At 51.5% G+C, this 24,474-nt stretch carries 25 protein-coding genes; 9 read left to right on the top strand and 16 right to left on the bottom strand.

Features of this window, described 5'->3' with window-relative positions; genetic code table 11:
• Positions 1–29 precede the first annotated feature (29 nt).
• From DHN43_RS09745 to hisB, 10 genes are all read right to left on the bottom strand, one after another.
• On the bottom strand, positions 30–287 hold the full coding sequence (locus DHN43_RS09745) for a SemiSWEET family sugar transporter (RefSeq protein WP_063306068.1): 258 nt from the start codon (positions 285–287) through the stop codon (positions 30–32).
• Positions 288–452: 165 nt separating this feature from the next.
• Positions 453–1,232: a GNAT family N-acetyltransferase gene (locus DHN43_RS09740; RefSeq protein ID WP_057463037.1), complete on the bottom strand. Its 780-nt coding sequence runs from the start codon at positions 1,230–1,232 to the stop codon at positions 453–455.
• A 92-nt stretch (positions 1,233–1,324) separates the two neighbouring features.
• Positions 1,325–2,287, bottom strand: a complete 963-nt coding sequence (locus DHN43_RS09735; RefSeq protein ID WP_108818491.1) for a hypothetical protein — start codon at positions 2,285–2,287, stop codon at positions 1,325–1,327.
• Between the two features lie 325 nt (positions 2,288–2,612).
• Positions 2,613–3,578, bottom strand: coding sequence for a type I pantothenate kinase (coaA, locus tag DHN43_RS09730; protein ID WP_057463035.1), 966 nt, complete (start codon positions 3,576–3,578; stop codon positions 2,613–2,615).
• A 54-nt stretch (positions 3,579–3,632) separates the two neighbouring features.
• Positions 3,633–3,956: a phosphoribosyl-ATP diphosphatase gene (locus DHN43_RS09725; RefSeq protein WP_057463034.1), complete on the bottom strand. Its 324-nt coding sequence runs from the start codon at positions 3,954–3,956 to the stop codon at positions 3,633–3,635.
• 54 nt (positions 3,957–4,010) lie between these two features.
• The gene (hisF, locus tag DHN43_RS09720; RefSeq protein WP_057463033.1) at positions 4,011–4,790 is read right to left on the bottom strand and encodes an imidazole glycerol phosphate synthase subunit HisF; all 780 of its coding nucleotides are present in this window, start codon (positions 4,788–4,790) and stop codon (positions 4,011–4,013) included.
• A complete protein-coding gene (hisA, locus tag DHN43_RS09715) occupies positions 4,787–5,530 on the bottom strand; it encodes a 1-(5-phosphoribosyl)-5-[(5-phosphoribosylamino)methylideneamino]imidazole-4-carboxamide isomerase (protein ID WP_063294279.1) in 744 nt (247 codons plus the stop codon). Before hisA ends, hisF begins: the two co-directional genes overlap by 4 nt.
• A gap of 45 nt (positions 5,531–5,575) precedes the next feature.
• The gene (hisH, locus tag DHN43_RS09710) at positions 5,576–6,229 is read right to left on the bottom strand and encodes an imidazole glycerol phosphate synthase subunit HisH (protein WP_108818490.1); all 654 of its coding nucleotides are present in this window, start codon (positions 6,227–6,229) and stop codon (positions 5,576–5,578) included.
• A 13-nt stretch (positions 6,230–6,242) separates the two neighbouring features.
• Positions 6,243–6,716: a DUF2628 domain-containing protein gene (locus tag DHN43_RS09705; protein ID WP_063294277.1), complete on the bottom strand. Its 474-nt coding sequence runs from the start codon at positions 6,714–6,716 to the stop codon at positions 6,243–6,245.
• Between the two features lie 35 nt (positions 6,717–6,751).
• On the bottom strand, positions 6,752–7,345 hold the full coding sequence (hisB, locus tag DHN43_RS09700; protein ID WP_108818489.1) for an imidazoleglycerol-phosphate dehydratase HisB: 594 nt from the start codon (positions 7,343–7,345) through the stop codon (positions 6,752–6,754).
• 204 nt (positions 7,346–7,549) lie between these two features.
• On the opposite strand from hisB, the gene pyrF reads away from it, so the two are divergent.
• The 3 genes from pyrF to DHN43_RS09685 all read left to right on the top strand — a co-directional run bounded on the left by pyrF (position 7,550) and on the right by DHN43_RS09685 (position 9,903).
• Positions 7,550–8,266, top strand: coding sequence for an orotidine-5'-phosphate decarboxylase (gene pyrF / locus DHN43_RS09695; protein ID WP_108818488.1), 717 nt, complete (start codon positions 7,550–7,552; stop codon positions 8,264–8,266).
• A 135-nt stretch (positions 8,267–8,401) separates the two neighbouring features.
• Positions 8,402–9,070, top strand: coding sequence for a pyroglutamyl-peptidase I (pcp, locus tag DHN43_RS09690; protein WP_057463242.1), 669 nt, complete (start codon positions 8,402–8,404; stop codon positions 9,068–9,070).
• 395 nt (positions 9,071–9,465) lie between these two features.
• Entirely contained in the window at positions 9,466–9,903 is a 438-nt protein-coding gene (locus DHN43_RS09685) for a type III secretion system chaperone (protein ID WP_159096816.1), read from the top strand.
• Positions 9,904–9,971: 68 nt separating this feature from the next.
• Here DHN43_RS09685 and DHN43_RS09680 read toward each other — a convergent pair whose 3' ends face one another.
• Positions 9,972–10,904, bottom strand: a complete 933-nt coding sequence (locus tag DHN43_RS09680) for an alpha/beta hydrolase family protein (RefSeq protein ID WP_108818486.1) — start codon at positions 10,902–10,904, stop codon at positions 9,972–9,974.
• Between the two features lie 289 nt (positions 10,905–11,193).
• On the opposite strand from DHN43_RS09680, the gene DHN43_RS09675 reads away from it, so the two are divergent.
• From DHN43_RS09675 to DHN43_RS09655, 5 genes are all read left to right on the top strand, one after another.
• Positions 11,194–11,703 carry a DUF2867 domain-containing protein gene (locus DHN43_RS09675; RefSeq protein ID WP_108818485.1) on the top strand — a complete coding sequence of 170 codons (510 nt, stop codon included), beginning with the start codon at positions 11,194–11,196 and terminating at the stop codon, positions 11,701–11,703.
• A 344-nt stretch (positions 11,704–12,047) separates the two neighbouring features.
• Complete coding sequence (locus DHN43_RS09670) at positions 12,048–14,105, top strand: methyl-accepting chemotaxis protein (protein ID WP_108818484.1); 2,058 nt, start codon at positions 12,048–12,050, stop codon at positions 14,103–14,105.
• A 201-nt stretch (positions 14,106–14,306) separates the two neighbouring features.
• The gene (locus tag DHN43_RS09665) at positions 14,307–15,905 is read left to right on the top strand and encodes a DUF4153 domain-containing protein (RefSeq protein WP_208995159.1); all 1,599 of its coding nucleotides are present in this window, start codon (positions 14,307–14,309) and stop codon (positions 15,903–15,905) included.
• 2 nt (positions 15,906–15,907) lie between these two features.
• Positions 15,908–16,609: a response regulator transcription factor gene (locus tag DHN43_RS09660; protein WP_108818483.1), complete on the top strand. Its 702-nt coding sequence runs from the start codon at positions 15,908–15,910 to the stop codon at positions 16,607–16,609.
• Positions 16,606–18,198, top strand: a complete 1,593-nt coding sequence (locus DHN43_RS09655; RefSeq protein WP_108818482.1) for a sensor histidine kinase — start codon at positions 16,606–16,608, stop codon at positions 18,196–18,198. Before DHN43_RS09660 ends, DHN43_RS09655 begins: the two co-directional genes overlap by 4 nt.
• Before the next feature lie 408 nt (positions 18,199–18,606).
• On the opposite strand, the gene rsgA is transcribed toward DHN43_RS09655, so the two are convergent.
• The 5 genes from rsgA to secB form a co-directional block, all read right to left on the bottom strand.
• Complete coding sequence (gene rsgA / locus DHN43_RS09650) at positions 18,607–19,647, bottom strand: ribosome small subunit-dependent GTPase A (RefSeq protein ID WP_108818481.1); 1,041 nt, start codon at positions 19,645–19,647, stop codon at positions 18,607–18,609.
• Positions 19,648–19,965: 318 nt separating this feature from the next.
• Positions 19,966–20,766, bottom strand: coding sequence for a protein-L-isoaspartate O-methyltransferase (locus DHN43_RS09645; protein ID WP_108818480.1), 801 nt, complete (start codon positions 20,764–20,766; stop codon positions 19,966–19,968).
• Between the two features lie 403 nt (positions 20,767–21,169).
• A complete protein-coding gene (locus DHN43_RS09640) occupies positions 21,170–21,595 on the bottom strand; it encodes a hypothetical protein (protein WP_108818479.1) in 426 nt (141 codons plus the stop codon).
• A 41-nt stretch (positions 21,596–21,636) separates the two neighbouring features.
• Positions 21,637–22,086, bottom strand: a complete 450-nt coding sequence (locus DHN43_RS09635; RefSeq protein ID WP_063294264.1) for a hypothetical protein — start codon at positions 22,084–22,086, stop codon at positions 21,637–21,639.
• A 164-nt stretch (positions 22,087–22,250) separates the two neighbouring features.
• Positions 22,251–22,760 (bottom strand): protein-export chaperone SecB, encoded by a 510-nt coding sequence (gene secB / locus DHN43_RS09630; RefSeq protein ID WP_063294263.1) that lies wholly within the window; start codon positions 22,758–22,760, stop codon positions 22,251–22,253.
• Positions 22,761–22,991: 231 nt separating this feature from the next.
• Between secB and DHN43_RS09625 the strand changes: the two genes are divergently transcribed.
• Positions 22,992–24,347, top strand: a complete 1,356-nt coding sequence (locus DHN43_RS09625) for an ActS/PrrB/RegB family redox-sensitive histidine kinase (RefSeq protein WP_108818478.1) — start codon at positions 22,992–22,994, stop codon at positions 24,345–24,347.
• Positions 24,348–24,474: the final 127 nt, after the last annotated feature.

The following is a 24,474-nucleotide window of genomic DNA, read 5'->3' as shown; positions in this document are numbered from 1 at the left end:
ATTCAAATCCGACCATTCTGTGCGCGATCTCATTTATAGATCAGCTTGGCAGTCACAATCGCACCAACCGCGATAATGGAAATGATATTGCCAACAACAAGCGGCCAGGCCTCCATCATGATGCCATAGACAAACCAGAGCACTACAGTGCTCAGCACAAGAAGGTTTGCAGCAAGGGAGAGGTCTTTTGTCTCGCGAGACCGCCACGTTTTCACGGTCTGCGGAAGCCAACACAAGGTGCCAATAATAGCAGCGAGATAGCCGATGTAATCTGCATAAATGAGCATAGTGATAATCGCATTTGTAATGTGAGATAAGAAAAGCTTGGGTAGGTGCACGCAGAGTAGCACAACATGAAATCTAGCGTAATAGGTGCATGTGCGGCAGGTCTTCGCACAAAAAAGCCTCGGGCGTACCGAGGCTTCATCATCATTAGGTCGGCTAAGAAGTCGTTAAAAGACTCGGACCTCTTCTCGTGCAACCAGTTCGGACAGCGTTTTGATGCGCGCGCCGTTTTCTTTGAAATTCGCAGGCGAAAGCCACTTCTCAAAGGAGGCACGCAAAACAGGCCATTCGCTATCAAGCACCGAGAACCAGGCCGTATCCAGGTTCTTGCCTTTGACAACGGATGCCTGACGCAATGTTCCCTCATAACTGAAGCCAAGGCGTACAGCTGCTTTGCGAGATACTTTGTTCAAGGCATTACAACGCCATTCATAACGACGGTATCCCCATTTATCGAACACACGCTGCATCATCAGGAACATCGCTTCCGTGCCGCCGCACTTGCGTTGCAGCAGAGGCGAGAAGTGGATGTGCCCAACTTCAATGCTGCCAGTTTCAGGCACAATGTTCATGTAACTCGCAACACCAAGAGCTTTTCCGCCTTCTTGTTCAATGATAGCAAATGAAAACGGGTCGTTCCCGGCAGCCAACTCCTTGATGTATTGCTCAAAGCTTTCAAAGTCTGGAAAGGGACCTTCATCCAGATAGGTCCAGTTGCGGCCTTCTGTATCAACGCTGAACGCCTCATACAGGTCTTGCGCATGCTTTTCGGGGTCCAATCGCTCCAGTCTGCAAAAGTGACCGACCATCGTCTCGTCTGTCGGCAGCTGAGCCGGAGCCCAATCCAACATATCTTCGCCCACGACCTGCCCCAGTTCGTTCTGGTTTTGAGAGGGATCCTTTTCGGATTTCTCTGCGGATTTCAGTGCAGCTAGATATGCAAGCATTTTAGGCCTCCTCGGAATGTCCCGATCTGGAAAGTTTAAAGCACCAAAATGACAAAACCCCGACCTTTCAGTCAGGGTGTCATCATCAGGTATTAAAGGCGTTCAGAAGGATCATTCCTTCTTACAAGAGCAGAACTTCCGCGTTCATTGTCGTCCTCGTCTTTCCTCGAAGACGTAAACGCCCAGAAACTTCGCTTAATGTCACCTTTGGCAAAACAGTCGTAAAAGTCGCGACGTCCATACATGGAGTTCTTGCTACAGCCGTAGCCGTACCAGTAGCAGGTATCGCTTTTCTTCACTTCAATGTGGCCGTGGCGATTGCGTTTGTCGCGGTTATAAACGCAGATTGAGCCATCTGGCGCACGATCAGGGCTGCTCACGCGCAAGCGTTTGAAGCCATATTTCGGGAGAGCCTTGATCGCCATGTAAGCCGAGCCACCCGGAATATAGGTGTCTACCAGACCTTCAGAAATCAGATGCTTCTTCACATAGCGGTAGCAGTAAGTCATGCCGCGGCGGCGACGAGCAGAGCGAACACGGCCAGAACTTGCAGCCAGCACTGCGCCAGCATAGCCAATATAGCTGTCTTCTTCGCTACCGGCGATCTTGTCTGCTTCGTCACGGCTGAGTTTGGCAACTTCAGTCAGTGTGTAGGTCGAAAAATCTGCTTTGGAAACATAAATGTCAGCGGTGATGCTGCCGTCTTCGTCCGGCTGGTCAACGCCCAGACGAACCAGCTCGCCTTTGGTTGGGTCCGTCGCCCAGTCAAGTACGCTCAGCTGTGCACCAACAGGTAGGATTTTCTGAAGAGAAGAGCCTGCCTTGCCGTCTTCAGCTGTCGCCCAGCCTTTAGCAAGAATTGGCTTGGCAACATTATAGTTGCCGGAGGTGGTCATCTTGTTTTGCGGAAGAGTATCTTTGCCGGAGAGCAGAGAAACTGGTTCCACAGACAAGGAAAGATCACCAAAAGAAGCGTTTGGCCCTGCAGCAACTGCTGTAGTGAGAACCAGAAAACTAAACCCTGCATACGCGGATACTTTTGCAAGCTGTAGCATAATTCCTCCGAAAGCCTTTTTTAGGCACAGCGGCACCGGTTCCCGCGCGCGTTGCATGCGAGATTGCTGGAACTTGGCAATAAGAAACGGTCGAGGCGCTCACACGCTTCGTGGTTCATGCCAGTCTGATGATGGTGCGCAGCTGTCGTTTTACTGACGCAAGCTCCTGCTCGGGGGCATTTTGCACGCCGGCAGGCAAAACTTTCCAGCAAGCTTTCCGGGGAAGGCCTGCAGGCACTCAACGCTCAAACACATGCAATACAGGCTGGCGCCTGCCTCTCGGTGCCAGTCTGTCAGTCAGCAATGTAAGAGCGCGTTTGCTCGTTTAGATCTTGCGCAGCGCCACGGTTTCGATGCTGTGGTCTGTTCCCTTTGTCAGGATCAGATCAGCGCGTGGTCGCGTCGGCAAGATGTTCTGGCGAAGGTTCTCCAGATTGATGTTTTGCCAAAGGTCCTTCGCGATCTCTTGCGCCTTATCATTCGAAATTGTGGAAAATTTATGGAAATATGAACCGGGATCTCGGAATGCCGTCTCACGCAGACGCATGAAACGCTCCAGATACCAGCGTTGCAGCACTTGCTCTTCCGCATCAATGTAGATGGAAAAGTCAAAGAAATCAGAGACAAAGGGCACTGCCTTTGCCGCTTTTGGCTGATGTGAAGTCTGCAAAACGTTCAGCCCTTCGACGATCAAAATATCTGGCTGTTCGACTGTGACATGCTGTCCCGGCATCACATCATAGAAGAAATGAGAGTAAATCGGGGCACGAACTTTGCGCTCTCCGCCCTTGATGTCTGTCAGGAACTTGAGCAGTGCAGAGCGGTCATAACTCTCAGGAAAGCCCTTCCGACGCATCAATCCTTCTGTTTCCAGAACAGAGTTGGGATACAAAAAACCGTCAGTGGTGATCAGGTCCACTTTCGGGCTTGCAGGCCAGCGCGAAAGCAGTGCCTGTAACAGGCGGGCCGTCGTTGACTTGCCGACAGAGACCGAACCCGCAATACCAATGATGAACGGCGTTCGGGTCAGCTGCATGCCCAAAAAGCGCTTCGTTGCAAACTGAAGGCTTTGGGAAGCTTCCACGTAATAGGCAAGCAGACGAGACAGTGGCAGGTAAATATTCTTCACCTGCTCCTGAGACACAAAGTCATTGAGCGATTGCAGGTCTTCAATCTCCTGCATGCTCAACGTCATTGGTGTGCCTGCGCGTAAAGACGCCCATTCAGTCTCTGTAAAGACAGAGTAGGGGGACAGGTCCAGCTCTTGCACTGGAGCGATTTCTTTATGCATAGCGTTAGCGCTCAAGGCCCCTCGTGCCTCCCACTTCGCGTGACAGGAAGAAAACTAGTCGTCCGTACGAGACGCTTTTTCTTCCAGTCCGGTTTGGCCGGTGCGTGCTGCAAGCTTAGCTAGAACTTCATCCAGCGACACATCGGAAACCTTCATAACAACAAGTAGATGATAAAGCAGGTCAGCTGCTTCAGAAGCAACGCCGTCCCTATCACCTTCTACGGCTGCAATCGCAGTTTCAACGGCTTCCTCTCCAAGCTTCTGTGCACACTTGGAAACGCCCTTTGAAATGAGTTTGCGGGTATATGACATTTCATCGTCACTGTTCGCACGTGCAGCAACAATAGCCTCTAGGTCCGAAAGGGTAAAATTGGTCATTTGGCTAGCCTTGTTGAGGCCGCTTCAGGATTACTCTGAATACCTGAGCGAAATTTACTTATCCAGACGCATAGGAATTCCAGCATCTGCCATGTGTTGCTTGGCTTCTTCAATGCTGTAAGTCCCAAAATGGAAGATTGAAGCAGCAAGCACAGCAGTTGCGTGTCCATCACGAACACCCTCAACCAGATGATCCAGAGTTCCAACCCCACCGGAAGCGATCACAGGTACATGTACAGCATCCGCAATTGCACGGGTAAGCGGCAAATTGTAGCCCTCTTGCGTGCCGTCACGGTCCATAGATGTAACAAGCAGCTCACCAGCGCCAAGGTCCACTGCCTTACGCGCAAATTCAACAGCATCAATGCCAGTTGGCGTACGGCCACCATGGGTGAAGATCTCAAAACGCTCTTCTTCGCCTTCAGCAGAAACGCGCTTGGCATCAATGCTGACAACAATGCACTGACTACCGAATTTCTGAGCTGCTTCCCGAATAAATTCAGGATTTTTCACCGCTGCGGTGTTGATTGAAACTTTGTCAGCCCCGGCGATCAGCAGCTTGCGGATGTCTTCAACAGTGCGCACACCGCCGCCAACAGTCACTGGCATAAAGCAAGCTTCAGCAGTGCGTTGCACAACATCATAGATCGTGTCGCGATTGTCGCTGGAGGCCGTGATGTCAAGGAATGTCAGTTCATCTGCACCAGCTGCGTCATAAGCTTTGGCTGCCTCAACAGGGTCGCCAGCATCAATCAGGTCAACAAAGTTGACGCCTTTCACGACGCGGCCATCCTTCACATCAAGGCATGGAATAATGCGAGCCTTCAGGGTCATGCGAGGCCCTCACGGCTTTTCTTGATCAGATCAAGCGCTTCTGCAGGGTCAAGGCGACCGTCATATAGTGCACGGCCAGAGATCGCGCCCTCAAGAATATCGCAGTCTGTTTGCACCAGACGCTCAATGTCCTTGATATCTGCCAAGCCACCGGAAGCAATAATCGGAATGCTCACTGCATTCGCCAGCTCCAGTGTGCTCTCAATGTTCAGGCCCTTCAGCACACCATCACGGTCAATGTCGGTGTAGATGATCGCTGCAACGCCAGCATCTTCGAACTGCTTCGCCAGCTCAATCACAGTCAGCTCAGAGGTCTCTGCCCAACCTTCAACGGCAACCTTGCCACCTTTTGCGTCGATACCAACGGCAATGCGGTCAGGGTACTTCTTGCAAGCTTCCTTCACCAGCTCAGGATCACGGAGAGCCACGGTACCAAGAATGACGCGTGCAACGCCTTTCGCCAGCCAGTTGTCGATGTGTTCCATGGTGCGGATACCGCCGCCCAGTTGAACCGGGTTGGTTGTGTTGGCAAGGATCGCATCAACAGCTTCGCCGTTTTTGGTTTCACCGGCAAACGCACCATCAAGGTCAACAACGTGCAGCCATTCAAAGCCCTGGTCCTGAAACGCCTTCGCCTGTGCACCCGGGTCATCGTTAAACACGGTTGCCTGATCCATGTCGCCCAGTTTCAAACGAACGCACTGGCCACCTTTAAGGTCAATCGCTGGAAAAATAATCATAATTCTGTCCTTGGACTTGTCTGTGTCACTGAAAGCGGGCAGCCGTTACGGCGCCCAGCTCAGGAAATTGGAAATCAAAGAGAGACCGAGCTTCTGGCTCTTTTCCGGGTGAAACTGCGTGCCAACCATGTTGTCTCGGCCAACCATCGCAGTGAACTCACCCGCATAGTCAAAGCTTGCCAAACGGTGTTCAGGGTTCTCGGTCGCAAAGTGATAGGAGTGCACGAAGTAAGCGTGCAGGCCATCACCGCCGGTTTTGATGCCTTCAAGCACCGGATGTTCATCACCAGTGACGTTGATGGTGTTCCAACCCATGTGAGGAATTTTCAGCTCAGGATTAGCTGGTTTCATCGCGGTGACATCACCACTGATCCAGTCCAGCCCTTCCGCCCTCTCAAATTCAAGCCCACGAGTCGCCAGCAACTGCATGCCCACGCAAATACCCATGAAGGGTTTACCGTTGGTGAGCACAGCTTCCGCCAATGCCTCTTCCATGCCACCCAGTGCCAGCAGGCCACGGCGACAATCCGCAAATGCGCCAACACCGGGCAGAACGATACGGTCAGCCTTGGCAACAACTGAAGGATCAGAAGTTACCGTAACCTCATGAGTATGATGATGGTTATGGGCTGCATGCTCAAACGCCTTTGCCGCGGAGCGCAAGTTGCCAGAACCATAATCAATAATTGCCACACTCATGAAGAAACTCCTGTTATCGCTTGAGTGTCATTCCAACGACGTCAGTGTCGCTGGTGTGTGGGGCCACTGGCCCCTGTGGAAGCCGCACTTCACTTTTAGTTTTGGAAACGCGGTCGAAGAAACGAATTTCTGCCTCATCCAGATTGGCGGCAGAGATAAACCCGACAGTCTGCCAGTTTTTGCGGCGCAGGCTCCAGCTTTTCAGGAACCCGGCTTCCATCGCAAAAAATAAAGTGGCGAGCACGGTGATAAAGCCGCCAGTGGTAGAGCCAAAGGCTTCAGCTACAAACACCAGTGCAATGATAGCTGCCAGATACCCGAGGAAGACCAGCCACATCCGGTTGTACAAAGACCAGAGCAGCGGGAAGAGCATCGCCCACCACGAGAAACCGTCTTTCACGAACTTGATGTTTCGTGCGTCCTCGTCCTTCAGGTGGTCAAGTGAAACCCCTGGTTCGGTCATGACATAATAGACAGCCAATTGCATTCTCCCTGAACAAGCAGAGCTGCGGGCCGAAAAGGTTAGCCGCCAAGCTGACCTTTTGTAGTTGGCACGCGTCCACTCTGACGTGGATCTGGTTCGATAGCTGTGCGTACAGTACGCGCAACTGCTTTAAAGCATGTTTCCGCAATATGATGGCAATTGGTGCCATAAAGGTTTGCAATGTGCAGAGTAAAACCTGCATTCATGGCAAACGCACGGAAGAACTCCTCAAAAAGCTCAGTATCAAACGTGCCAACCTTGTCCCGTGGGAAATCTACCTGCCAGACAAGGAAAGGACGACCGGAGACATCCAGAGCCACACGAGTCAGAGCTTCATCCATCGCAAGGTGCGTGTCTGCATAGCGGGTGATGCCGCTCATGTCGGCAAGCGCTTCTTTAAACGCTTGTCCCAGAGCAATGCCCACATCCTCGGTGGTGTGGTGGTCGTCAATATGGGTGTCACCATCTGCGCGGATCGTCATGTCCACGAGCGAATGTCGGGAAAGTTGTTCCAACATATGATCAAAGAAACCAACACCGGTTTTGATGTCGTACTTGCCTGTGCCATCCAGATTGATGGAAACAGAGATCGTCGTTTCTTTTGTGCCGCGGGCAATAGTGGCCTGACGCATGGGATGTCCCTTGATAAGTTTATAGTCCTTATACTCATGCAAAACCCCTGCACAAGCATTTAAAGACGCGCCGTTTTAACAGGCTAAGGGATCGCTGAAAATACCCAAAGATGAAAAAGCTAGGATCTGCTACTCCCTCTGGTATTTCTCGGCACAAACTGTTAGGAACTGAGCCGTTTATCTAGCAGATATTTGGAGCCTCGCATGTCTTATCGCCCAGCAAGTGCAGTCGATCGCCTGATCCTCCCTCTGGATGTTCCAACAGTTGATGAGGCCCGCCAGCTCGTCAAACAAACACAAGGACTTGTCGGCACTTACAAAATTGGTATGCAACTCCAGTTCGCAGGTGGTCTTCAGTTTGCTGAAGAGATGGCGAAGGAAGGGCATTCCATCTTTCTGGATGTGAAGCTTCTGGATATCGACAACACCATCACCAGCGCAGTGAAAAACGTTGCAAAAATGGGCATGAAGTTCATGACCGTGCACGCTTACCCGAAAAATATGCGCGCTGCTGTAAAGGCACTGGAAGAAGTCAGCAACAAAGACCTCTGCCTGCTGGGCGTCACCGTGCTCACCTCAATGGATGAGCAAGACCTCAAAGACGCGGGCTACGTCGGCCCTACAGCAACCTTGGTGGAACAGCGTGCGCTTGATGCGGTAACTGCTGGCGTCGGTGGCATCGTCTGCTCGCCAATGGAATCCGCCGCCATGCGTGCCAAAGTTGGCGACAAGCTCTGCATCGTGACACCAGGCGTACGCCCTAAAGGTGCAGATGCTGGTGATCAGCGCCGCGTGATGACACCCTACGACGCAATCAAAGCGGGTTCCGATTATCTCGTCATCGGCCGCCCAATCTACCGCGCCGAAGACCCCCGCGCCGCAGCTGAAGCTGTTGTCGCTGAGATCGAGAGCGCTCTGTAAGGCCTAAACTGCACAAACTCGGGAGCCTCTGTCATGCAGAGGCTCTTTTTGCTTCATCTGTCTTTGTCTCTTGAACAAAGGCTTAAGCTGCTCTGGGTACCATTTGCGCGATCTAAACGAGAGGGAGCGCATTTTATGGAAACCATTCTCATCACAGGCTTTGGCGCCTATGCCAATACGCCCACCAATCCGGCAGAAAAGCTTGCGTTGGCACTGGATGGTGAAGAGATCGCTGGTGCTAAAATCGTCTCCCGCATCGTCTCTGGCAGCTATTTTCACTGCATAGAAGAAACCGTGGCCGCTATGGAAGAGCTGAAACCCAGCTCTGTCCTCATGCTGGGCGAATATGGTGGTCGCTCCATGATCACGCTGGAGCGCCTCGCACAAAACCTCAACGACTGCGCTCGCTATGGCGTAACCGATACCGCAGGTGTCACACTTCAGGGTGAGCTGACCGTGCCAGATGGGCCAGTTGGCTACTACGCAACGGTTCCTCTTCGGGCTATGACGCAAGCCATGCGTGATGCAGGGGTGCCAACGGATATTTCGGATTCAGCTGCCACGTTCTGCTGCAATCATCTGATGTACGGCGTCCTGCACCACATCACGAAACACAATCTCCCGGTTCGGGCTGGTTGGGTGCACCTGCCTCATTTGCCAGAGGTTGCTGCTATGATCCAGAACCTCGGCGCACCAAGCATGTCCGTCGATACTCTGGTCAAAGGCATGCGAGCCGGAATTGAAGCGTTACAGGCAAATCATCAGGACCAGAAGATCAACATCATCTCCAAGATGCTGATCTGAAAAGGACACACCCCAGCACTAAAAAACGGCACATCGGGCATAAAAGCGTCTCTCAACACTTATCCATACCCTCTGACGCCGAGTTCAGCAGATGTGATCAGGTTGGGTTGTGTTTTGTAAATATCACAACTCATATGACTGCCTTCGCAGTTTTGCGGGTCAGCCCAGATCACAGCAGCGTTATTTAGGTGGTAAGACTGACGATTTCTGCACGCACATCACGGCTTTGTGTCTCATAGAAGACAGTTTCTGCCCTTATTCCAATTCATAGTGGTGACTGGAACTTCCTGCCTCAAAAACGGGGAGCTCTTAGGAGAATATTCGATATTTTCTGCCACTATAGAAACAAATGGATTGGATGGTCTGTCTTGCAGAATATGACACCGCAAACACTTATGAATAAGGTTGCATCGGATGGCGGCATGGAAGCACCTGTCTTTAATACAGACGGTGAGTGTACGCTGAATGCCGATGATATTGAGATCCACATGCGGGCCTGTGACAAGCGCCTGAAGATGATGGCCTACCTCTCAGAGGATGCCGACGTACCGCAGCATGTCATGGTTCAGATGCTGCACGAGAACCATACCGCAAAGAACCGCTTTACCTTCATTCGTGTTGCCCTTGGCCAGCCTGCCGTTGTTTCCTGCATCGCTCTTGAAGAGCTTGATGCCGCAGAACTCAAACTGTTCCTTGCAGAATTTAAAGAAGTTGTCCGTGCGTGGAAGCCAAAGTTCATCCCTGCCTCCCAACGTCAGTGCGAGCGCAAGATGAAGCGCGATGGTGTCTGTCACTCGCAGGATAGTGCCAAGGCAAAGTTGGAACTGCATTAATAAGCAGCCAAGCTGACAATCCATCCCCCACCATAAAAGAAAAGGGCAGAAAACTGCCCTTCGATGGATCAATCCAGCTGCGCCAACCATCCCTTAATGTCGGTGATGACCTGCTCGACCATGCTTTCCCCTCCGGCCCCCTTAAAGGAGTGGGTCATGTCTGGGTAGGATTTGTAAGTAATATTGGTCTTACTCAGCTCCGTGAGTTTCGCAATCTGTTGATCAACAGCTTCAGGTGAAACATTGATGTCTTTGCCTCCTTGCACGATCAGAAGTGGATTATCTACCTGCGCAAGAATTTCCAGCTGGTCAGAATTAAGCATGTATCGCCACCAAGCATAACCGTGATCGCCCATGTTTAATTCGAATGGCTCACTGTTCATCACGTGCATCGCAAAGCCGGTAAAGCCCTCTGTATCTTCTTTTTCCTGCTCTTTTGAGTTGGAAGTGTGTTTGATATTATAAAGGATTGTATCCAGAAATTTACGCCCTCCACCATTCAGAGCAACACTGGCCGTCACAAAATCAGTTTTTGCAGCAATCATGTTGGCGACCATTGCGCCTTCACTTCCGCCAACTAAGAACACGCGCTCGTAAGTCCCGCCTTCTTTCAGCTCACTGATAGTCTTGATGTAATCTGCTGTTCGACGTTCCGGTGAGTCGTTCTGGATGTAATCCGCTGGGCAATCAGGGTGAACATCGCTGCTGCGATCCCACGAGAGGTCGGATGTGATCCCGTATTTCTCAACGGTCAGAACATCCGCTTCGGGCAAAACCTGAGAAAACTGCTCATTGATCAGAGTATTGTGAGCAACGCTGTTGCAGTCAGAGCCTTGAATGAGAACAAGGAGGTCTGTCGCATCCTTCGGGCTTTGGGATTTCAGATAGATTGTGATCTCACTGCCGTCTTCACGCACAAGATAAAGGCCTGATGCAAAAGCGGCCTGAGCAGTGAAGAGAACGGAACACCCAATAGCAACACGAAGCAAACTAGATTGCATAAATTCCCCCGTGAGCAGACACAGCAAGCGCACAGAGCCATACAGAAAAGCCTGTCTTGCTGTACCTCACACTCAACGTGATCTGCCCGTAATATAAAAATAGAAACACCGAACTGGTGCAAGGAAAAGTGTGCTGCAATCATAAGGCGAGAGTGTGGCGCCTAAGATATATAATTATAGTTTCAGGCAAGCTGCGTAACAGGATCTAATCCGTTGTCTATAAAAGTACTTTAGATTATTCTAAAGAGATGGTCACATTAGTCATGGCTGCATTGAAGGAGCATCAGAAATGCCGGAAATCTCATCCATCCCGGTCCCTCAATTGGTTGCTCCACGCGAAGAGCTTAACTTCTATCACGTCAATTCTTTGAAGATAAACGCACAACCAACCGCATTTGAGGTCTCTTGCGCTTTGCTGAGCAAGCGGTCTGTCTGGCTCAACGCTGCCTTTTGGCTGAGAGACCAAATCTCTGCATTGGCTGGCGTCACAAGGATAAAAGGGTTTGAAAAAGAGCGGCCGACCACTCCGCCTGCTGCGGGAGAATATCTCGACTTCTTTTTGGTGGAACATATCGAGGATCGCGAGTTAGTGCTCACCTCAAGAGACAAGCACCTCTCAGTCATGACCACCATCAGTGTCGACGCTGCAAATGAAGGGGCGCTGGTCCGCATCACGTCCTCAGTCATCACCCACAACTGGTTCGGCAACCTCTACATGCTGCCCGTTGGCCCAGCCCACAAGTTCATTTCCTGGCGCATGCTACGTAACGTAAGTCGTTCATTTTGCTCAGCTAAGTAAAACGCTTAATCAGAATGTATTAGTTTGCTGAATGAGGCGTTTTATTTCGAATCTCTGCTCTGATTTAAGTTTGTATGCCAATAATTGTTGACCTGATTAATCAGTTTACTGATATCTCTAATGTTTGTTTTTAAAGAATATACGAAATAACTAATGTTTTTTATCTGAATAACAAAAGGACTTCATTTCCAGAAAAAGAACTTCTGAACAAGGCTCTATCAAAAGTGCAACTTTCACACGATCCCAAATGCTACTCGCATGCATGAAATCGGCCCTGTATCGTTAACTGGCCGTAAATAAACAAGGGAAAATGCTTAGCTAGATTTCAGCGGACCCATATTATCATGTTTGCATATTTAGCTAAGCTCAGAATTGTTCATACTATTACACTGCTCTCAATTATTCCAAGTATTGCAGCTCTCGTTTTTCTCTATCAGCTCATCAAGGTGGATACCGAGGACGAGCAGAAGCTGGCAGCACTGTCTCAGCTCACGCGCCTGTCGGTCAAAATCGGCAGTCTGGTGCATGAGCAGCAAAAGGAGCGCGGAGCCACTGCCTTGTTCCTCGCCAGCAAAGGCCAGCAGTTTGCGGTTGACCTGAAAGAGCAACGCCGGGCAACTGATACAGCGCGCATCGACTACCTGCAGTTTCTGGATGACTTTGACCTGACCATCTATCAGCCGGAATTTGCAGCAGACCTGGAAGGCATCAACGCGCAACTGCAAAAGACTCCAGCCCTGCGTTCTGAAGTGGATGACCTTAACGTGCAAATTGGAGAGGCCGTCGGCTTCTACACCCAGCTCAACTCCGATAAGCTGGATATCATCGGCTCCATGAGTGAACTCAGCCCCAATGCGGAGATCGTAGATCGCATTGTGAGTTATCATGCCTTCCTTCTGGCAAAGGAGCGGGCAGGGTTGGAGCGGGCGGTTGGTGCCGCTGGCTTTGCAAGCAACGCGTTCCCACCTGCAGCTATGAAGAAGTTTCAAAAGCTGATCGTGGAACAAGAGGCCTTCACTCATATCTTCCAGACCTACGCCACACGTGAAATTTTTGCAGACTTCACAAAGGTGCAAGAAGGGGCCGCCAACACGAAGCTGAACACCTACCGCAACATCGCGCTAGATGATGCAAACTCCACAACTGACCTGGAAGCAATAAGCGGTCCGGAGTGGTTTGAAACAGCCTCTCAAAAGATCAATCAGCTCAAGACACTGGAAAACACCATCGCCGCAAGCCTGATCACAGATACGGAGCACCTTCAAGCCAATGCCAACGGACGCCTGACACTGCACATGAGCATCGCAGCAGCTGCCTTCCTACTGGTGTTCCTGATGTCTTTCATCCTTATCAAATCCATCCAGCGCTCCTTCGCAGGTATCATTGAGGCCATGGAGCAACTGGCGAGTGGGAACCTGAACATCAAACTGCCGGAGCCTGCTAAAAACGAAGTGGGCCAGATGATCAAGGCGGTATCCGTATTCCAGGAAAATATGATCCTGGCGCGTGATCTGAAGCACGAGCAAGACACTCAGCACGCAGTCCAGCTTGAGCGTGGTGAGTTTCTGGAAGGGCGTATCGCTGATTTTGAGCAGGCTGTCTCATACGTGCTGGAGACCATGGGCCGCAACTCGCAGACCATGCAGCTCTCCTCTCAGGAAATGTCGAATATCTCCGAGCTCACAAGCTCCCAATCCAAAGCCGTGGCTTCAGCAGCTGAAGAAGCGTCCCGCAGCGTCCAGTCCGTCGCCTCAGCAACGGAGGAACTCGACAGTTCCGTCGCCGAAATCGGCAATCAGATGCACCATTGCCGAAAAGCGGCGTCAGAAGCCGTGGAACAAGTGCACAGCGCCAATTCCGATGCAGCAGAACTGCGCAAGGCTGCACAAAGTGTGGGGGATGTGGTCAGCATCATTACAGATATTGCCGAACAAACCAATCTGCTTGCGCTCAACGCCACAATAGAGGCCGCGCGGGCAGGGGTAGCAGGCAAAGGCTTTGCTGTGGTGGCAAGCGAGGTGAAGTCGCTGGCAGAGCAGACATCTCAGGCCACCGAGCAGATCCGCAACGAGATTGCAGATATCCAGCGCGCAACAGAGGGCTCTCTCACGGCAATGGAAGACATCGACAAGATCATTCGTGAGATCGACGAACGTGCCAGTGCTGTCTCCTGTGCAATCAGTGAGCAAAAGTTCGCCACGCAGGAAATCGCAACCAACGTCAGCGAAGTTGCGGGTGGAACGGCGGAGGTCACGGAAAACATCTCCAAGGTCAACGAGGCCGCCATCCAAACCGGCGTAACCTCCAAGCAAGTCCTCATCGCTTCCGAAGAACTCCGCACAGAAGCTGACCACCTCCGCACGGAAATCGACCAATTCCTCGGCGACATAAAAGCGGCTTAGGGAGACTGAAACAACAAACCAAAGGCAGTTTGCACATCAGCGTAGGCTGCCTTTTTCACTGCCCAACACATCATGAAAACCGCCTGCACAGAAACTGCACAAATCTGCACGCGATCTCATGTGTTTTGCCCAACTCCCTGCAATCGAGGTCTCTAGATCTCCCCCAACTTCATTCTTTCAAGTGATTTTGGGGCAAAATCAATGTTATCGACCTCTCGCAAACAGCTGCCATGGATGCCTGTCCTTGGCATTCAGGTGCGTCTTATCCTCGGCCTGGGGCTCTGCCTGCTCGCAGATTTCCTGTTCTTTGGCCACCGCGCAGAAATCGGCTTCAGCATCTTCATCGTGGCCGTTGCCTTTGCAATCATGCTGGCGGGTGCAGGCAGGGTAAGTGCTCACCGTGCATGGATCGCAGGACTGACAGTAATTGTTGGCGTTGCACCAAGCGTGCTCCAGTGGGATTTCCTCAGCGGCCTTATTGCGATCCTATCACTAGCCACAAGCGCACTGATCATGAACTTGCGCATAAACGCCTTCGACCTGAAGTTACTAAGAGTGCTGCTCGTTTTCCTGCGCTGCTGGCCGCTGGGCTTTGTAAAGGACATGATCACTCTAAGTCGCGTGAAGCGTCGTAAGCGGCCATTCTCCAACTACGCAAAACTGGCGTTCACCTGGTTCTTGCCGCTAACGCTGTTCCCGGTCTTCCTCTACCTGTTCAGCTCATCAAACCCGGTCATTGAGCAGTGGTTGCTCAACATCAATCCTGGAAAGTTCTTCGAAAAACTGAACATGGCACGCATCGTGTTCTGGTCTATTGCCTTTGCTTTGGTCTGGCCGTTTCTGCGGGTCAAGTTCAGAAAAAAGCTGAAGAAAGAGAAAACTACTGTTCCGAGTGTCAAAACACCGGAGCAGGAAGTCGTCCAGGCCTATCAATCAGTGATGGATGATCTCTTTGGCTACAAGGCAGTGGTTCGCTCGCTGGTCCTCTTCAACGGCCTCTTCGCCCTGCAAACGGTGTTGGATGCTGTTTATCTGTGGGGTTCTCAAGAACTCCCAGCAGGAACCACATACGCCAATTACGCACACTCAGGCGTTTATACGCTCATCATCGCCGCTCTGCTTGCTGCAATCTTCGTGTTGTTTGCCAGCCGTTCAGGGGCTGCGACCGCAAAATCCAAGCTCGTGCAGGTACTGCTGCTGGCATGGACAGTTCAAACCACTCTGCTTGTGGTCTCCTGTCTTGCTCGCCTCGGCAATTACGTCAGCGAGTATTCAATGACTTACCTGCGCCTCTACGCGCTGGTTTGGGTAATGCTGGTACTTATCGGTGTGCTTAGCATCATCGTGAAACTTGCTCTGAGGCGCAACAACGGCTGGCTTGTTCGGGTGAACATGCTTGCAGTGGCAGTGATCCTGTATTCCCTCAGCCTCACAAATACAGCCGCTTTGATCGCAAACTACAATGTGACCTACGCCGAGAACTCCAAGTTTGACCATTGGTATCTGATCAAGCTTGGTCCGCAGGCGATCCCTGCAATTGATGCGAAGATCAAAAGCGAGCTGGACCGCGGTGTTGAAGGCAAAAATGGGAGATTGATAGAGTTGCAGTCCTCCCGGCGTTACATGGCTCACCACGTGCGGCTCGATGCAAGGGACTGGCGCCTTTGGAGCCTTAGAAATCAGTTGCTGCTCGATTATCTGCAAGAGAATGAGGTCCCAGTCGAATTGCAAACCCCGACCGAGTTGCAAACGGCACCAAGCGACAGTAAAACTCGATATCGTGACGATCCGGGCCTCTGAAAATGCAAAATATTCTCGTAGTTGATGATGACGCTCATATTCGCGACGTCATCACCTTCGCAATCGAAAAAGCCAATTACAAAGCAAGCGTTGCTCAAGATGGGTTCGATGCTGTCGCCCGTTTCAGGAACGAGCCGGTAGATCTGATCGTCCTCGATATCGGCATGCCTGAAATGGATGGTTTTGAGGTTTGCCGGGAAATCCGCAAGCACTCAGAAGTGCCGATCCTGTTCCTGTCAGCGCGCGATGAAGAAATTGACCGGATCCTCGGTTTGGAGATGGGCGGTGATGACTACGTCACCAAGCCATTCAGCCCTCGGGAGCTTGTCGCGCGTATTGGCGCAATTCTGAAGAGAACGAAAGGCCCTAAGCTCGCAGAACCCGCAAGCTCTGCTCAACGAGAAGCCGGAGGCGTGCAACTGGATGCCGCGTATCGATCTGTGACGTATCGTGAGCAACCTGTGGAGCTGACATCAATCGAGTTTGAGATCCTGAAACTGTTTCTCGATCGTCCAAGAATGACGTTTTCGCGCGACAAAATTATAGATCTTGCATACCCGCCAAACATCCATGTCTCCGACCGCACGATCGACAGCCACATCCGCAATCTGCGCTCGAAGCTGACAAATGCAGGGGCTCCAAATCTCATCGAAACCGTTCATGCCGTCGGGTTTCGGTTAGCAGCCATGTCTGCTGCAACATGAAGGCTGCCACAACCCGCAAAAAGTGGCGCCCGACCCTGAGCATGGTTGTCGTTGCTGTGTTGCTAAGCGTGCTTCTGCTGCCATTCGCAATCATCCTGTTCTTCCGCATCTTCGAGCATCAGATTTTCCAGCAAACGGAAAATGCACTGATTGCCCAAAGCGCAGTCCTGTCTGCTGTCATGTCACGCATGGTGGCCGAGCAAGAGGAGATAGAGCTCGGTGAGTTTGCAGCCGTTGAACAAACCATCTCCATTGAGAATGGTCCATACAAGCCCATCGCCCCCCGCACCTATCTGTTTTCTGCAAAAACATACCCACGCCGGGCAAAGGCGCGCCCTTCAGGTGATCCATCGAGCGACATTATGCAGGAGATCGGGAGCCGCTTGTCTCCCTTGCTCGTAGAGACCCAAAAGGTCACTTTGGCTGGTTTCCGGGTGCTGGACCACAAAGGAAACGTCATCGCTGGGCGCAGCGAACTGGGGCTCTCACTAAGCCACATTGAAGAGGTTCAGGCCGCTCTTTCGGGTGAATATAAAAGCGTTTTACGAGAACGCATTTCAGATGAACCAGCTCCAGCTTTCTCATCCTTAAGCCGCGGAACGGCAACGCGTATTTTCTCCGCAATGCCAGTCATCTTGCACAACAAGGTTGTCGGCGTGATTTATGCGTCCAGAACCCCAAGCAACACCCTGCGCCAGCTCTTCAAGCAATGGGAAATTGTTGCTATAGCAAGCGCTTTCACATTGCTGGTGACAGCGCTGATTGGCTTTGTCTTTCTGCGGGTAATCACGAAGCCAATCCACGAGCTCATAGAACGCACGCAGCGGATCAGTACGGGTGATGCAAATGCCATTGCCCCGCTCAAACACAACGGCACACGTGAGTTTGCATCGCTGGCAGACAGCTTTCTGTCTATGGCGCGCAAGATATCCGAGAGAGCAGATTACATCTCAACATTTGCCTCACACGCCGCGCATGAACTGAAGTCTCCGATCACAGCAACCAAGGGCGCGGTAGAGTTGCTCATGGAGTCTGGTGAGGACATGTCGAAGGAACAGCGAAACCGCTTCCTGAATAACATCCTCAAAGACTCCGACAGGGTAACAGCCCTGCTGGATCGCTTGCGTCATCTGGCGCGTGCAGATAACCCGAAATCAACGGGTCAGCTGGATCTGGAAAGCCTGCTCAACCACCTGCAGAATCAATACGCTAGTCTTGAAGTGAACCTTAAGAGCCAATCTTCGGTCCAAGTGCCGATCACGCTTGAAAATGCAGAAATCATTTTCTTCAACCTGGTGGACAATGCGATCAACCACGCGGCCACAAAAGTTACTATCCAAATCGAAGAAACGCTGACAACACTGCGATTCTACATTTGCGACAATGGAAGCGGTATTTCTGAGGGGAATGCAGGGAAAATTTTTGACCTGTTCTTCACAACCCGCCGCTCAGAAGGTGGGACCGGAATGGGCCTTGGCATCGTGCAATCTATGGTTAAGTCTCACTACGGCTCTCTCACCTTTTTGGCGGATCGTGCAGAAACAACCTTCTGTGTTGAGCTGCCCAAAGTCCTGCCACAGGACGCATAATCCCGAATCTGTGTGTGGCTTCCCCCTGCTTCGCGGGGAGCGTCTAGCCTAAAAAAAATTCTTGCGCTGTTCTTTATAGGACAGCTTGTTTCATGGATCCGCGCGACACTCATCTAAAGCAGCTGCAAAAACAAGGCTGCCACACCGAGTACGGTATTGCAGCACTGCATTCGGTTAAAAAATAGGTGAGCGTCACCACTTCGGTCAGACAGCAAATTTACCGAGTGGATAAGCCTCCCGAGGTCTTTGAAGTTGCCTCAACACAACAACACTTCAAAGACATCTGGCCGACCTGCGGAAACTGCCAAATTCGTGGGTCGGCTCCCCCTTGGAGATGCTGAAAACCGCAAGAAACCGCCCTAATGCACTCCCGCAAACTTACATCCACGGGAGCACATGTCATGAGTGTCAGGCGTCGCCTTTCATGTGTCGGTTACCGCTTTGCACGCGTTTGATCATTTTTGAGAAGTTTTTTGAACGGGACCGGGACTGCGCAACAGTCTCACTGTTGTATTGCTCTTCCCGCACCAGCTTCTGCCAGCGTTTCAACCGGGCAGCATCCAGCTCACCCGACTCAATCGCAGCCTGAATGGCACACCCAGGCTCTGCATCATGGCTGCAATCACCAAACCGGCAGTCCTCAGCAAGATCAACCAGATCCTGAAACACCGCCGAAACGCCTTCGGAAACCTCATAGAGCCTCAAGGCACGCATACCCGGCGTGTCCATAAGCCAGCGGCCTTCACCAATCGGGTAAAGGCAGCGTGCCGTCGTTGTATGCCGACCTTTGGCATCATCTTCACGAATTCCAGAGGTTTTGGCGGAAGACCCGCTCAAGCTGTTGAGAATGGTAGACTTACCAACACCAGATGACCCAACCAAAGCTGCCGTCTGTCCGGCTCTCCACCAGTCAAAGAGCGGCGTGATTTGAGAGGTGTCGCGGGTATCCAGCGCGATGACTGGCAACAAAGGATCAATCTTTTGCACCTGCACTTCAAAGTCTCGCGAGTCCTCCACCAAATCGGCTTTGGTCAACAGCACAACAGGTTGAATGCCAGCTTGCTGGGCAACAGCCAGATATCGCTCAAGGCGCGCAATGTTGAAGTCTTTGTTGCAAGAGGTGGTTACGAACAGCACATCCAGATTAGCCGCAATCAGCTGCGTCCGTGCATCTTCCCCCGCGGCCCGTCGTTCCACGACAGTAAGGCGGTCAAGAACACGCGTAACCTGAAACTGAGAATCATAGATCACCCAGTCACCAACGGCATAAGAGCCTGTAGAACCATGGCCTGGGACGCTCAAAGAAAACTCTCCCTCACTGCTGATGGCGACCATCTGGTTCCTATGAACCTGAGTAATGCGCGCAACAGAAAGGGTTTGCAGCTCGTCATCGCGAAGCTGCATCATAAAATGAGCCGACCAACCCAGCTCAATCAATTTATGGGACATTTATCTGCCTGAAATAGAACAGCACCATAGGGTCGCCGTAGCCATCGCATACGGACCCCAAAGTGGGTCAGGCAGGTAAGGCGTGTTGCCTATTCAAACGAACCTGCCTGAGGCACCTTTATTACAATCATCAAACACCTCCTTTGGTTACGTTTCGGGCATCACACTCTTGTGCAACATCTATGAGCTTATAGAGCTACCGGGTGTTTGGCAAGCAGGATTCCCGTGCGGCATAATGGCCAAAGCGCGTTGTGTCTGATTGGCTTCAGTCAAACTACAAGAAGTCGCTGCACTAAAGATTTTGGAGCGCGATGTGCTCTAAGAGTTCGACCTGGCTTCGAGCGCCAGATGGATCATTTTCGCTACGTCCAGCACGTCATCATTCAGCGCTTGCTCAACCAAGCTGATGTCCACCGTCATGTCATAGAGCTCGCCAAAATCGTCTGTAAACGGACTGTTCTTGTATGTGTGGCTGACAACAAAAGCACACGGGGAGCTGACCTTCAGCTCGCACGTCTTCTTTTTCTTCTTCAAGCTGATGAAGAAGCCATGCCCCCAGTCATTGGTAAAGGGAAACACGATTTGCCCCCGCAGCTTGGTATTGAGATAAAGCTGGGCCGGGATCGTTGTTGTGCCATAGCAAAGGTAGACCCGATCTAACGGCGCACCTTTGTAATCTGCATGAACGTTCGCAATGGACGCCAGATTCTCACGACACGGATCATGCAGTTTGTCATGCGGCTCATCGAAGTAGACAACGCCTTCAGCGCCAACCACATGAGCAATGATGGCAGTGAAATAACCAAGGCCAGAACCTGATTCAAAAACCGCCATTCCCGGCTTTAGGTCTGACCAGTTGAAGATCTGCGCCCATAAAGACGGCTGACCAGTATTGATATTGGCCTCGTGCACAAGCTCTACCAGCATGTCCTGATAAAGGTCCTCAGGATCCTCCAGAACCGCCCTGCGGCCATATCCCTGCGTTGTGATAGCGACACGCCATGGAGGGGGAAAGAGGAAACCTTCTTTGCGAACAGTGGCAAACGCATCCATCAGCAATGCCCGGTTCCCACCGCGCAAATTGTAACAAACTTCTTGCGCGTATGCGTTTTCAGACATCGCAGAAAAACCGCCGCCTCAAGAGAAGAGAGAAAGTATGACCCATGCGACCGGATTCAATCAAACCGCATCGGTCTACTCAAATCAAATATTAGAGCGCAGCACGTGAGTGCCACAAACTCCAGGACAGACTAACTTTTCCCAAGAGCAATTGAAGACCAGTTGAATTAAGGGTCCAAACTTTAACGAAGCCCTATTGCGCGGAGCTGGTCCCAAGGCTTGCAAGCTTCAGGCGGCACATCACCGCCAAAGAGGTCAGTCAGGAGAAAATCTCGCGCGACATGATACCTCTTACAGTATTTCCGATAGAAGTTAGCACCTTTGGTTTGAATATCTGGCTCGTGCAACCGACAGAATGCTCCGTATTTTGCACAATGCTTACTTGGGTACAATGCGAAGTTTCTTAGCCAGGCATCTCATAGCTGTAAGAAGCGCAGAAGTTGGATTGGCTTTCCATGCCTTCTACCGTCATAGGCGGCATATCACCGTCAAAAACATCGATTGCCAGCATGTTCTTGCTTGGGTAGCTGAGAACGAGATAGCCATCTGTCGTGTCTGGTAAACAGAGATTATTGTTACGGATCAGCATGAGCATATCAGCGCCCGTAAAGCGGTAGAGATTGGGAACTTCGCTGGTTACGGGCTTAATATGCAACACACTTCCTGTTGCCATCGTGATGGAGGTCATCCCCACGACGATATCACCGGTAATACTGGTCGCAGTGGTGCTGGAGGCGCCCCATTTTTTATCAGGAGCCTCACCAGCATAAGCAAGCGGAATGGAAGCGAGAGACAAGCCCAGAAAGACAGAAGTAATCTTGATTTTCATTTGGAACTACCTTGATTGAAACAGTCAGGGCGTAGGTTGCCCTACGACTTGTTGTAGGTAAACGAGCCGCAGAAACCGGCTTGCTGATCAACGCTCTTGCCAGCTTCAGGCGGCACATCACCTCCGAAGACATCAATCACGAGAAAATCTGGCTGCGACCGGTCGATGATCATGAAACCTTTATCGACGTCTTTCTCGCAGAAAACTTTGCCCTCTGGCAGGTCGAGAGACGTTGCACCAGTGAAGGAGAAGAGGTTGGGGGTATACCCTTCAACGCCCGTGATTGTCAGAATTCCAGATTTGCCCATCTCGATCGTCCCGGGAGCCAGAATAATGTCTCCGGTGATCTGCTCAGCTGAAAAGCTGTAGGCGTGCCAGTCTTCCGGGCCGGCAATTTCCGGCTCGTCCTGAGCAAGGGAACCAACAGGTGTCATCATGAGGGCAACAATGCCCAGAGCACCAGCGATACTTCGTAAGTTTGGATGCCGCATCTTAAGTCTCTTGAGGCCTCTCTCCGTTTATCGCGGAGATCCTAGGCGGCGAACATAAATATCTTCCTAGATCGAAATATCGAATTGCAGGCAAAACAAAAGCCACGCTGGAATCCAACGTGGCTTTGTCAAAGTACCGACGGAATGCCGGAAACTTAAAATTCTTAGTTTGGCTTCGCTTCGCCGTTTTCGCCTGCAGCAGGTGCCTGCTGAGCAGCAGCAGCCTGAGCGAGGTTCTGACGGTACAGAGCTGCAAAGTCGATTGGATCGAGCAGCAGTGGTGGGAAGCCGCCATTGCGTGTGGTGTCTGCAAGGATGTTGCGAGCAAACGGGAACAGCATGCGTGGGCACTCGATCAGGATGAACGGGTGCATATGCTCCTGAGGAACACCGGTGATCTGGAATACGCCACCGTAAACGAGTTCAACAGCAAACAGAACCTGCTCAGGAGTGTTCGCTTTTGCGTTCAGAGTAATAATAACTTCGAACTGGTCTTCGCCAATTGGGTTCGCACCAACGTTTACGTTGATGTCCAGCTTTGGCTGTTCACCTGGCTGAAGAGACTTCGGAGAATTTGGGTTTTCAAAAGAAAGGTCTTTAATGTACTGAGCCAGGATGTTCATGCCTGGTGCAGCTGCTTCACCCTGTTCACCAGCAGTATTAGCTTCACTCATATCGTTTTTCCCGTGTCGCAATAACAATCACTGGTACAACACACTGTCACTCTTAAGTGTTTGTTTGCCGTACCTGCGCAACTAGATGGTGGCTAGCATGCCCCAGAGGCGGATACAAGGCTATGCTAACATTTCAGCGGCAAAACAAGATAGTTCTGCCACATAACCCATTGGCAAGTGGATCACCTGTGATTTATGAAGGGCATCTGTGACATATTGGAGCAAGATTAAATGATGAGCACACCGGAAGGGCAGTCGCGACTGTTAGACCCGCAGATCAAGCTGGATACGCTTGTGCGCCTGCGTTGGTTGGCAGTGGCAGGACAAACTGTCTCTTTGCTTGTGGTGCACTATCTGCTCAACTTCCCGCTGCCCATCGGTTACAGCTACGTTTTGGTGGCCGCATCCGCATGGCTCAATGTCATTCTCAAAATTCGCTGGCCATCAAGCACGCGCATTTCCAAAAATGCAGCAGCAGCTCAGCTGGCCTACGATATCATTCAGCTCGGTGGCCTGTTCTACCTCACAGGTGGTCTGGGCAACCCGTTCTGTTTCCTCATTCTTGCACCTGTTGTCGTCTCTGCAACCGCGCTCTCTTCCCGCAACACCATCATTCTCGGCGCGCTGGCCGGTGCAGTTGTCACGCTGCTCACCGCATTCCATATGCCGCTGCCATGGTATGATGGCACGCAGATTGATCTGCCGCCGCTCTACCTTGTCGGCGTCTGGTTCTCGCTCATGTGCTCTATGTTCTTCATGGCAACATACTCTTTGCGGGTTGCAGAAGAAGCTCGCCAGCTCTCCAATGCATTGGCAGCCAGTGACATGGTTCTGGCGCACCAGAAGCACCTGTCCGCGCTGGACGGCCTTGCAACAGCTGCCGCGCACGAACTCGGCACACCGCTGGGCACCATCTATCTGACGGCCAAAGAACTCTCCACTGAGTTTGAGAAGGGCGACCCACTGCGTGAAGATGCTGAGCTGGTTTATTCTCAGGCCGCGCGTTGTCGTGAGATTCTGAAGAAGCTCACAAGCCTGTCCAGTGATGCTGATCAGGTGTTCCAGCGCATGCCGATTTCGCTGTTGCTGGCAGATGTATCTGAGCCGCACCGAGGCCTCGGCATTGAAATCAATATCAAGGCCGAAGGTGTTGGACCAGAACCCGTCGGCGTCCGTGATGCTGCCATCAGCTATGGCCTCGGCAACCTGCTCGAAAACGCGGTAGACTTCGCAGAAACCACCGTTCTTTTCGAAGCAAAGTGGGATGATAAGCACGTCGAAATCTTCATTCTGGATGACGGCCCAGGCTTTGCGCCGGACGTGCTTGCCAGAATGGGCGAACCCTATGTTTCCAAACGCTCTGCACCTGCAATTTCAGAGGATGGTGAAGAAGAATTTGACGACGAAGCAGAACGCCAGTCAGGCGGTGGCTTGGGTCTTGGCTTCTTCATTGCCAAAACATTGCTGGAGCGCTCTGGTGGAAGAGTGAATTTTCATAATCGAAAAGATCCTGACCACGGAGCTTTGGTTCATATACGCTGGCTACGTGAAACTATGGATCAAGGAGCGCAAACTCCAGAATCCTGAGAGTAAATCTCTAGGTATCCTAGTAAAAATACTTTAGCGAAATCTGGCTATAAAAGCCCATGGGAACTTCCCTTAACTGAAAAATATACTAAAGTGTCCTGTGAATACCGTAGATTAATCGGACCTG

Origin of the sequence: Pseudovibrio sp. Alg231-02 (assembly GCF_900143565.1) — a bacterium.
Taxonomy (GTDB): domain Bacteria; phylum Pseudomonadota; class Alphaproteobacteria; order Rhizobiales; family Stappiaceae; genus Pseudovibrio.
The sequence above is the reverse complement of the archived record's forward strand: the minus strand, read 5'-3'. Positions and strand labels throughout refer to the sequence as shown.

Bases quoted from the DNA above. Each gene is read 5' to 3' on its own strand.
- DHN43_RS09745 (WP_063306068.1), bottom strand. From the start codon at position 287: ATGCTCATTTATGCAGATTACATCGGCTATCTCGCTGCTATTATTGGC.
- DHN43_RS09740 (WP_057463037.1), bottom strand. From the start codon at position 1,232: ATGCTTGCATATCTAGCTGCACTGAAATCCGCAGAGAAATCCGAAAAG.
- DHN43_RS09735 (WP_108818491.1), bottom strand. From the start codon at position 2,287: ATGCTACAGCTTGCAAAAGTATCCGCGTATGCAGGGTTTAGTTTTCTG.
- coaA (WP_057463035.1), bottom strand. From the start codon at position 3,578: ATGCATAAAGAAATCGCTCCAGTGCAAGAGCTGGACCTGTCCCCCTAC.
- DHN43_RS09725 (WP_057463034.1), bottom strand. From the start codon at position 3,956: ATGACCAATTTTACCCTTTCGGACCTAGAGGCTATTGTTGCTGCACGT.
- hisF (WP_057463033.1), bottom strand. From the start codon at position 4,790: ATGACCCTGAAGGCTCGCATTATTCCATGCCTTGATGTGAAGGATGGC.
- hisA (WP_063294279.1), bottom strand. From the start codon at position 5,530: ATGATTATTTTTCCAGCGATTGACCTTAAAGGTGGCCAGTGCGTTCGT.
- hisH (WP_108818490.1), bottom strand. From the start codon at position 6,229: ATGAGTGTGGCAATTATTGATTATGGTTCTGGCAACTTGCGCTCCGCG.
- DHN43_RS09705 (WP_063294277.1), bottom strand. From the start codon at position 6,716: ATGCAATTGGCTGTCTATTATGTCATGACCGAACCAGGGGTTTCACTT.
- hisB (WP_108818489.1), bottom strand. From the start codon at position 7,345: ATGCGTCAGGCCACTATTGCCCGCGGCACAAAAGAAACGACGATCTCT.
- pyrF (WP_108818488.1), top strand. From the start codon at position 7,550: ATGTCTTATCGCCCAGCAAGTGCAGTCGATCGCCTGATCCTCCCTCTG.
- pcp (WP_057463242.1), top strand. From the start codon at position 8,402: ATGGAAACCATTCTCATCACAGGCTTTGGCGCCTATGCCAATACGCCC.
- DHN43_RS09685 (WP_159096816.1), top strand. From the start codon at position 9,466: ATGAATAAGGTTGCATCGGATGGCGGCATGGAAGCACCTGTCTTTAAT.
- DHN43_RS09680 (WP_108818486.1), bottom strand. From the start codon at position 10,904: ATGCAATCTAGTTTGCTTCGTGTTGCTATTGGGTGTTCCGTTCTCTTC.
- DHN43_RS09675 (WP_108818485.1), top strand. From the start codon at position 11,194: ATGCCGGAAATCTCATCCATCCCGGTCCCTCAATTGGTTGCTCCACGC.
- DHN43_RS09670 (WP_108818484.1), top strand. From the start codon at position 12,048: ATGTTTGCATATTTAGCTAAGCTCAGAATTGTTCATACTATTACACTG.
- DHN43_RS09665 (WP_208995159.1), top strand. From the start codon at position 14,307: ATGTTATCGACCTCTCGCAAACAGCTGCCATGGATGCCTGTCCTTGGC.
- DHN43_RS09660 (WP_108818483.1), top strand. From the start codon at position 15,908: ATGCAAAATATTCTCGTAGTTGATGATGACGCTCATATTCGCGACGTC.
- DHN43_RS09655 (WP_108818482.1), top strand. From the start codon at position 16,606: ATGAAGGCTGCCACAACCCGCAAAAAGTGGCGCCCGACCCTGAGCATG.
- rsgA (WP_108818481.1), bottom strand. From the start codon at position 19,647: ATGTCCCATAAATTGATTGAGCTGGGTTGGTCGGCTCATTTTATGATG.
- DHN43_RS09645 (WP_108818480.1), bottom strand. From the start codon at position 20,766: ATGTCTGAAAACGCATACGCGCAAGAAGTTTGTTACAATTTGCGCGGT.
- DHN43_RS09640 (WP_108818479.1), bottom strand. From the start codon at position 21,595: ATGAAAATCAAGATTACTTCTGTCTTTCTGGGCTTGTCTCTCGCTTCC.
- DHN43_RS09635 (WP_063294264.1), bottom strand. From the start codon at position 22,086: ATGCGGCATCCAAACTTACGAAGTATCGCTGGTGCTCTGGGCATTGTT.
- secB (WP_063294263.1), bottom strand. From the start codon at position 22,760: ATGAGTGAAGCTAATACTGCTGGTGAACAGGGTGAAGCAGCTGCACCA.
- DHN43_RS09625 (WP_108818478.1), top strand. From the start codon at position 22,992: ATGATGAGCACACCGGAAGGGCAGTCGCGACTGTTAGACCCGCAGATC.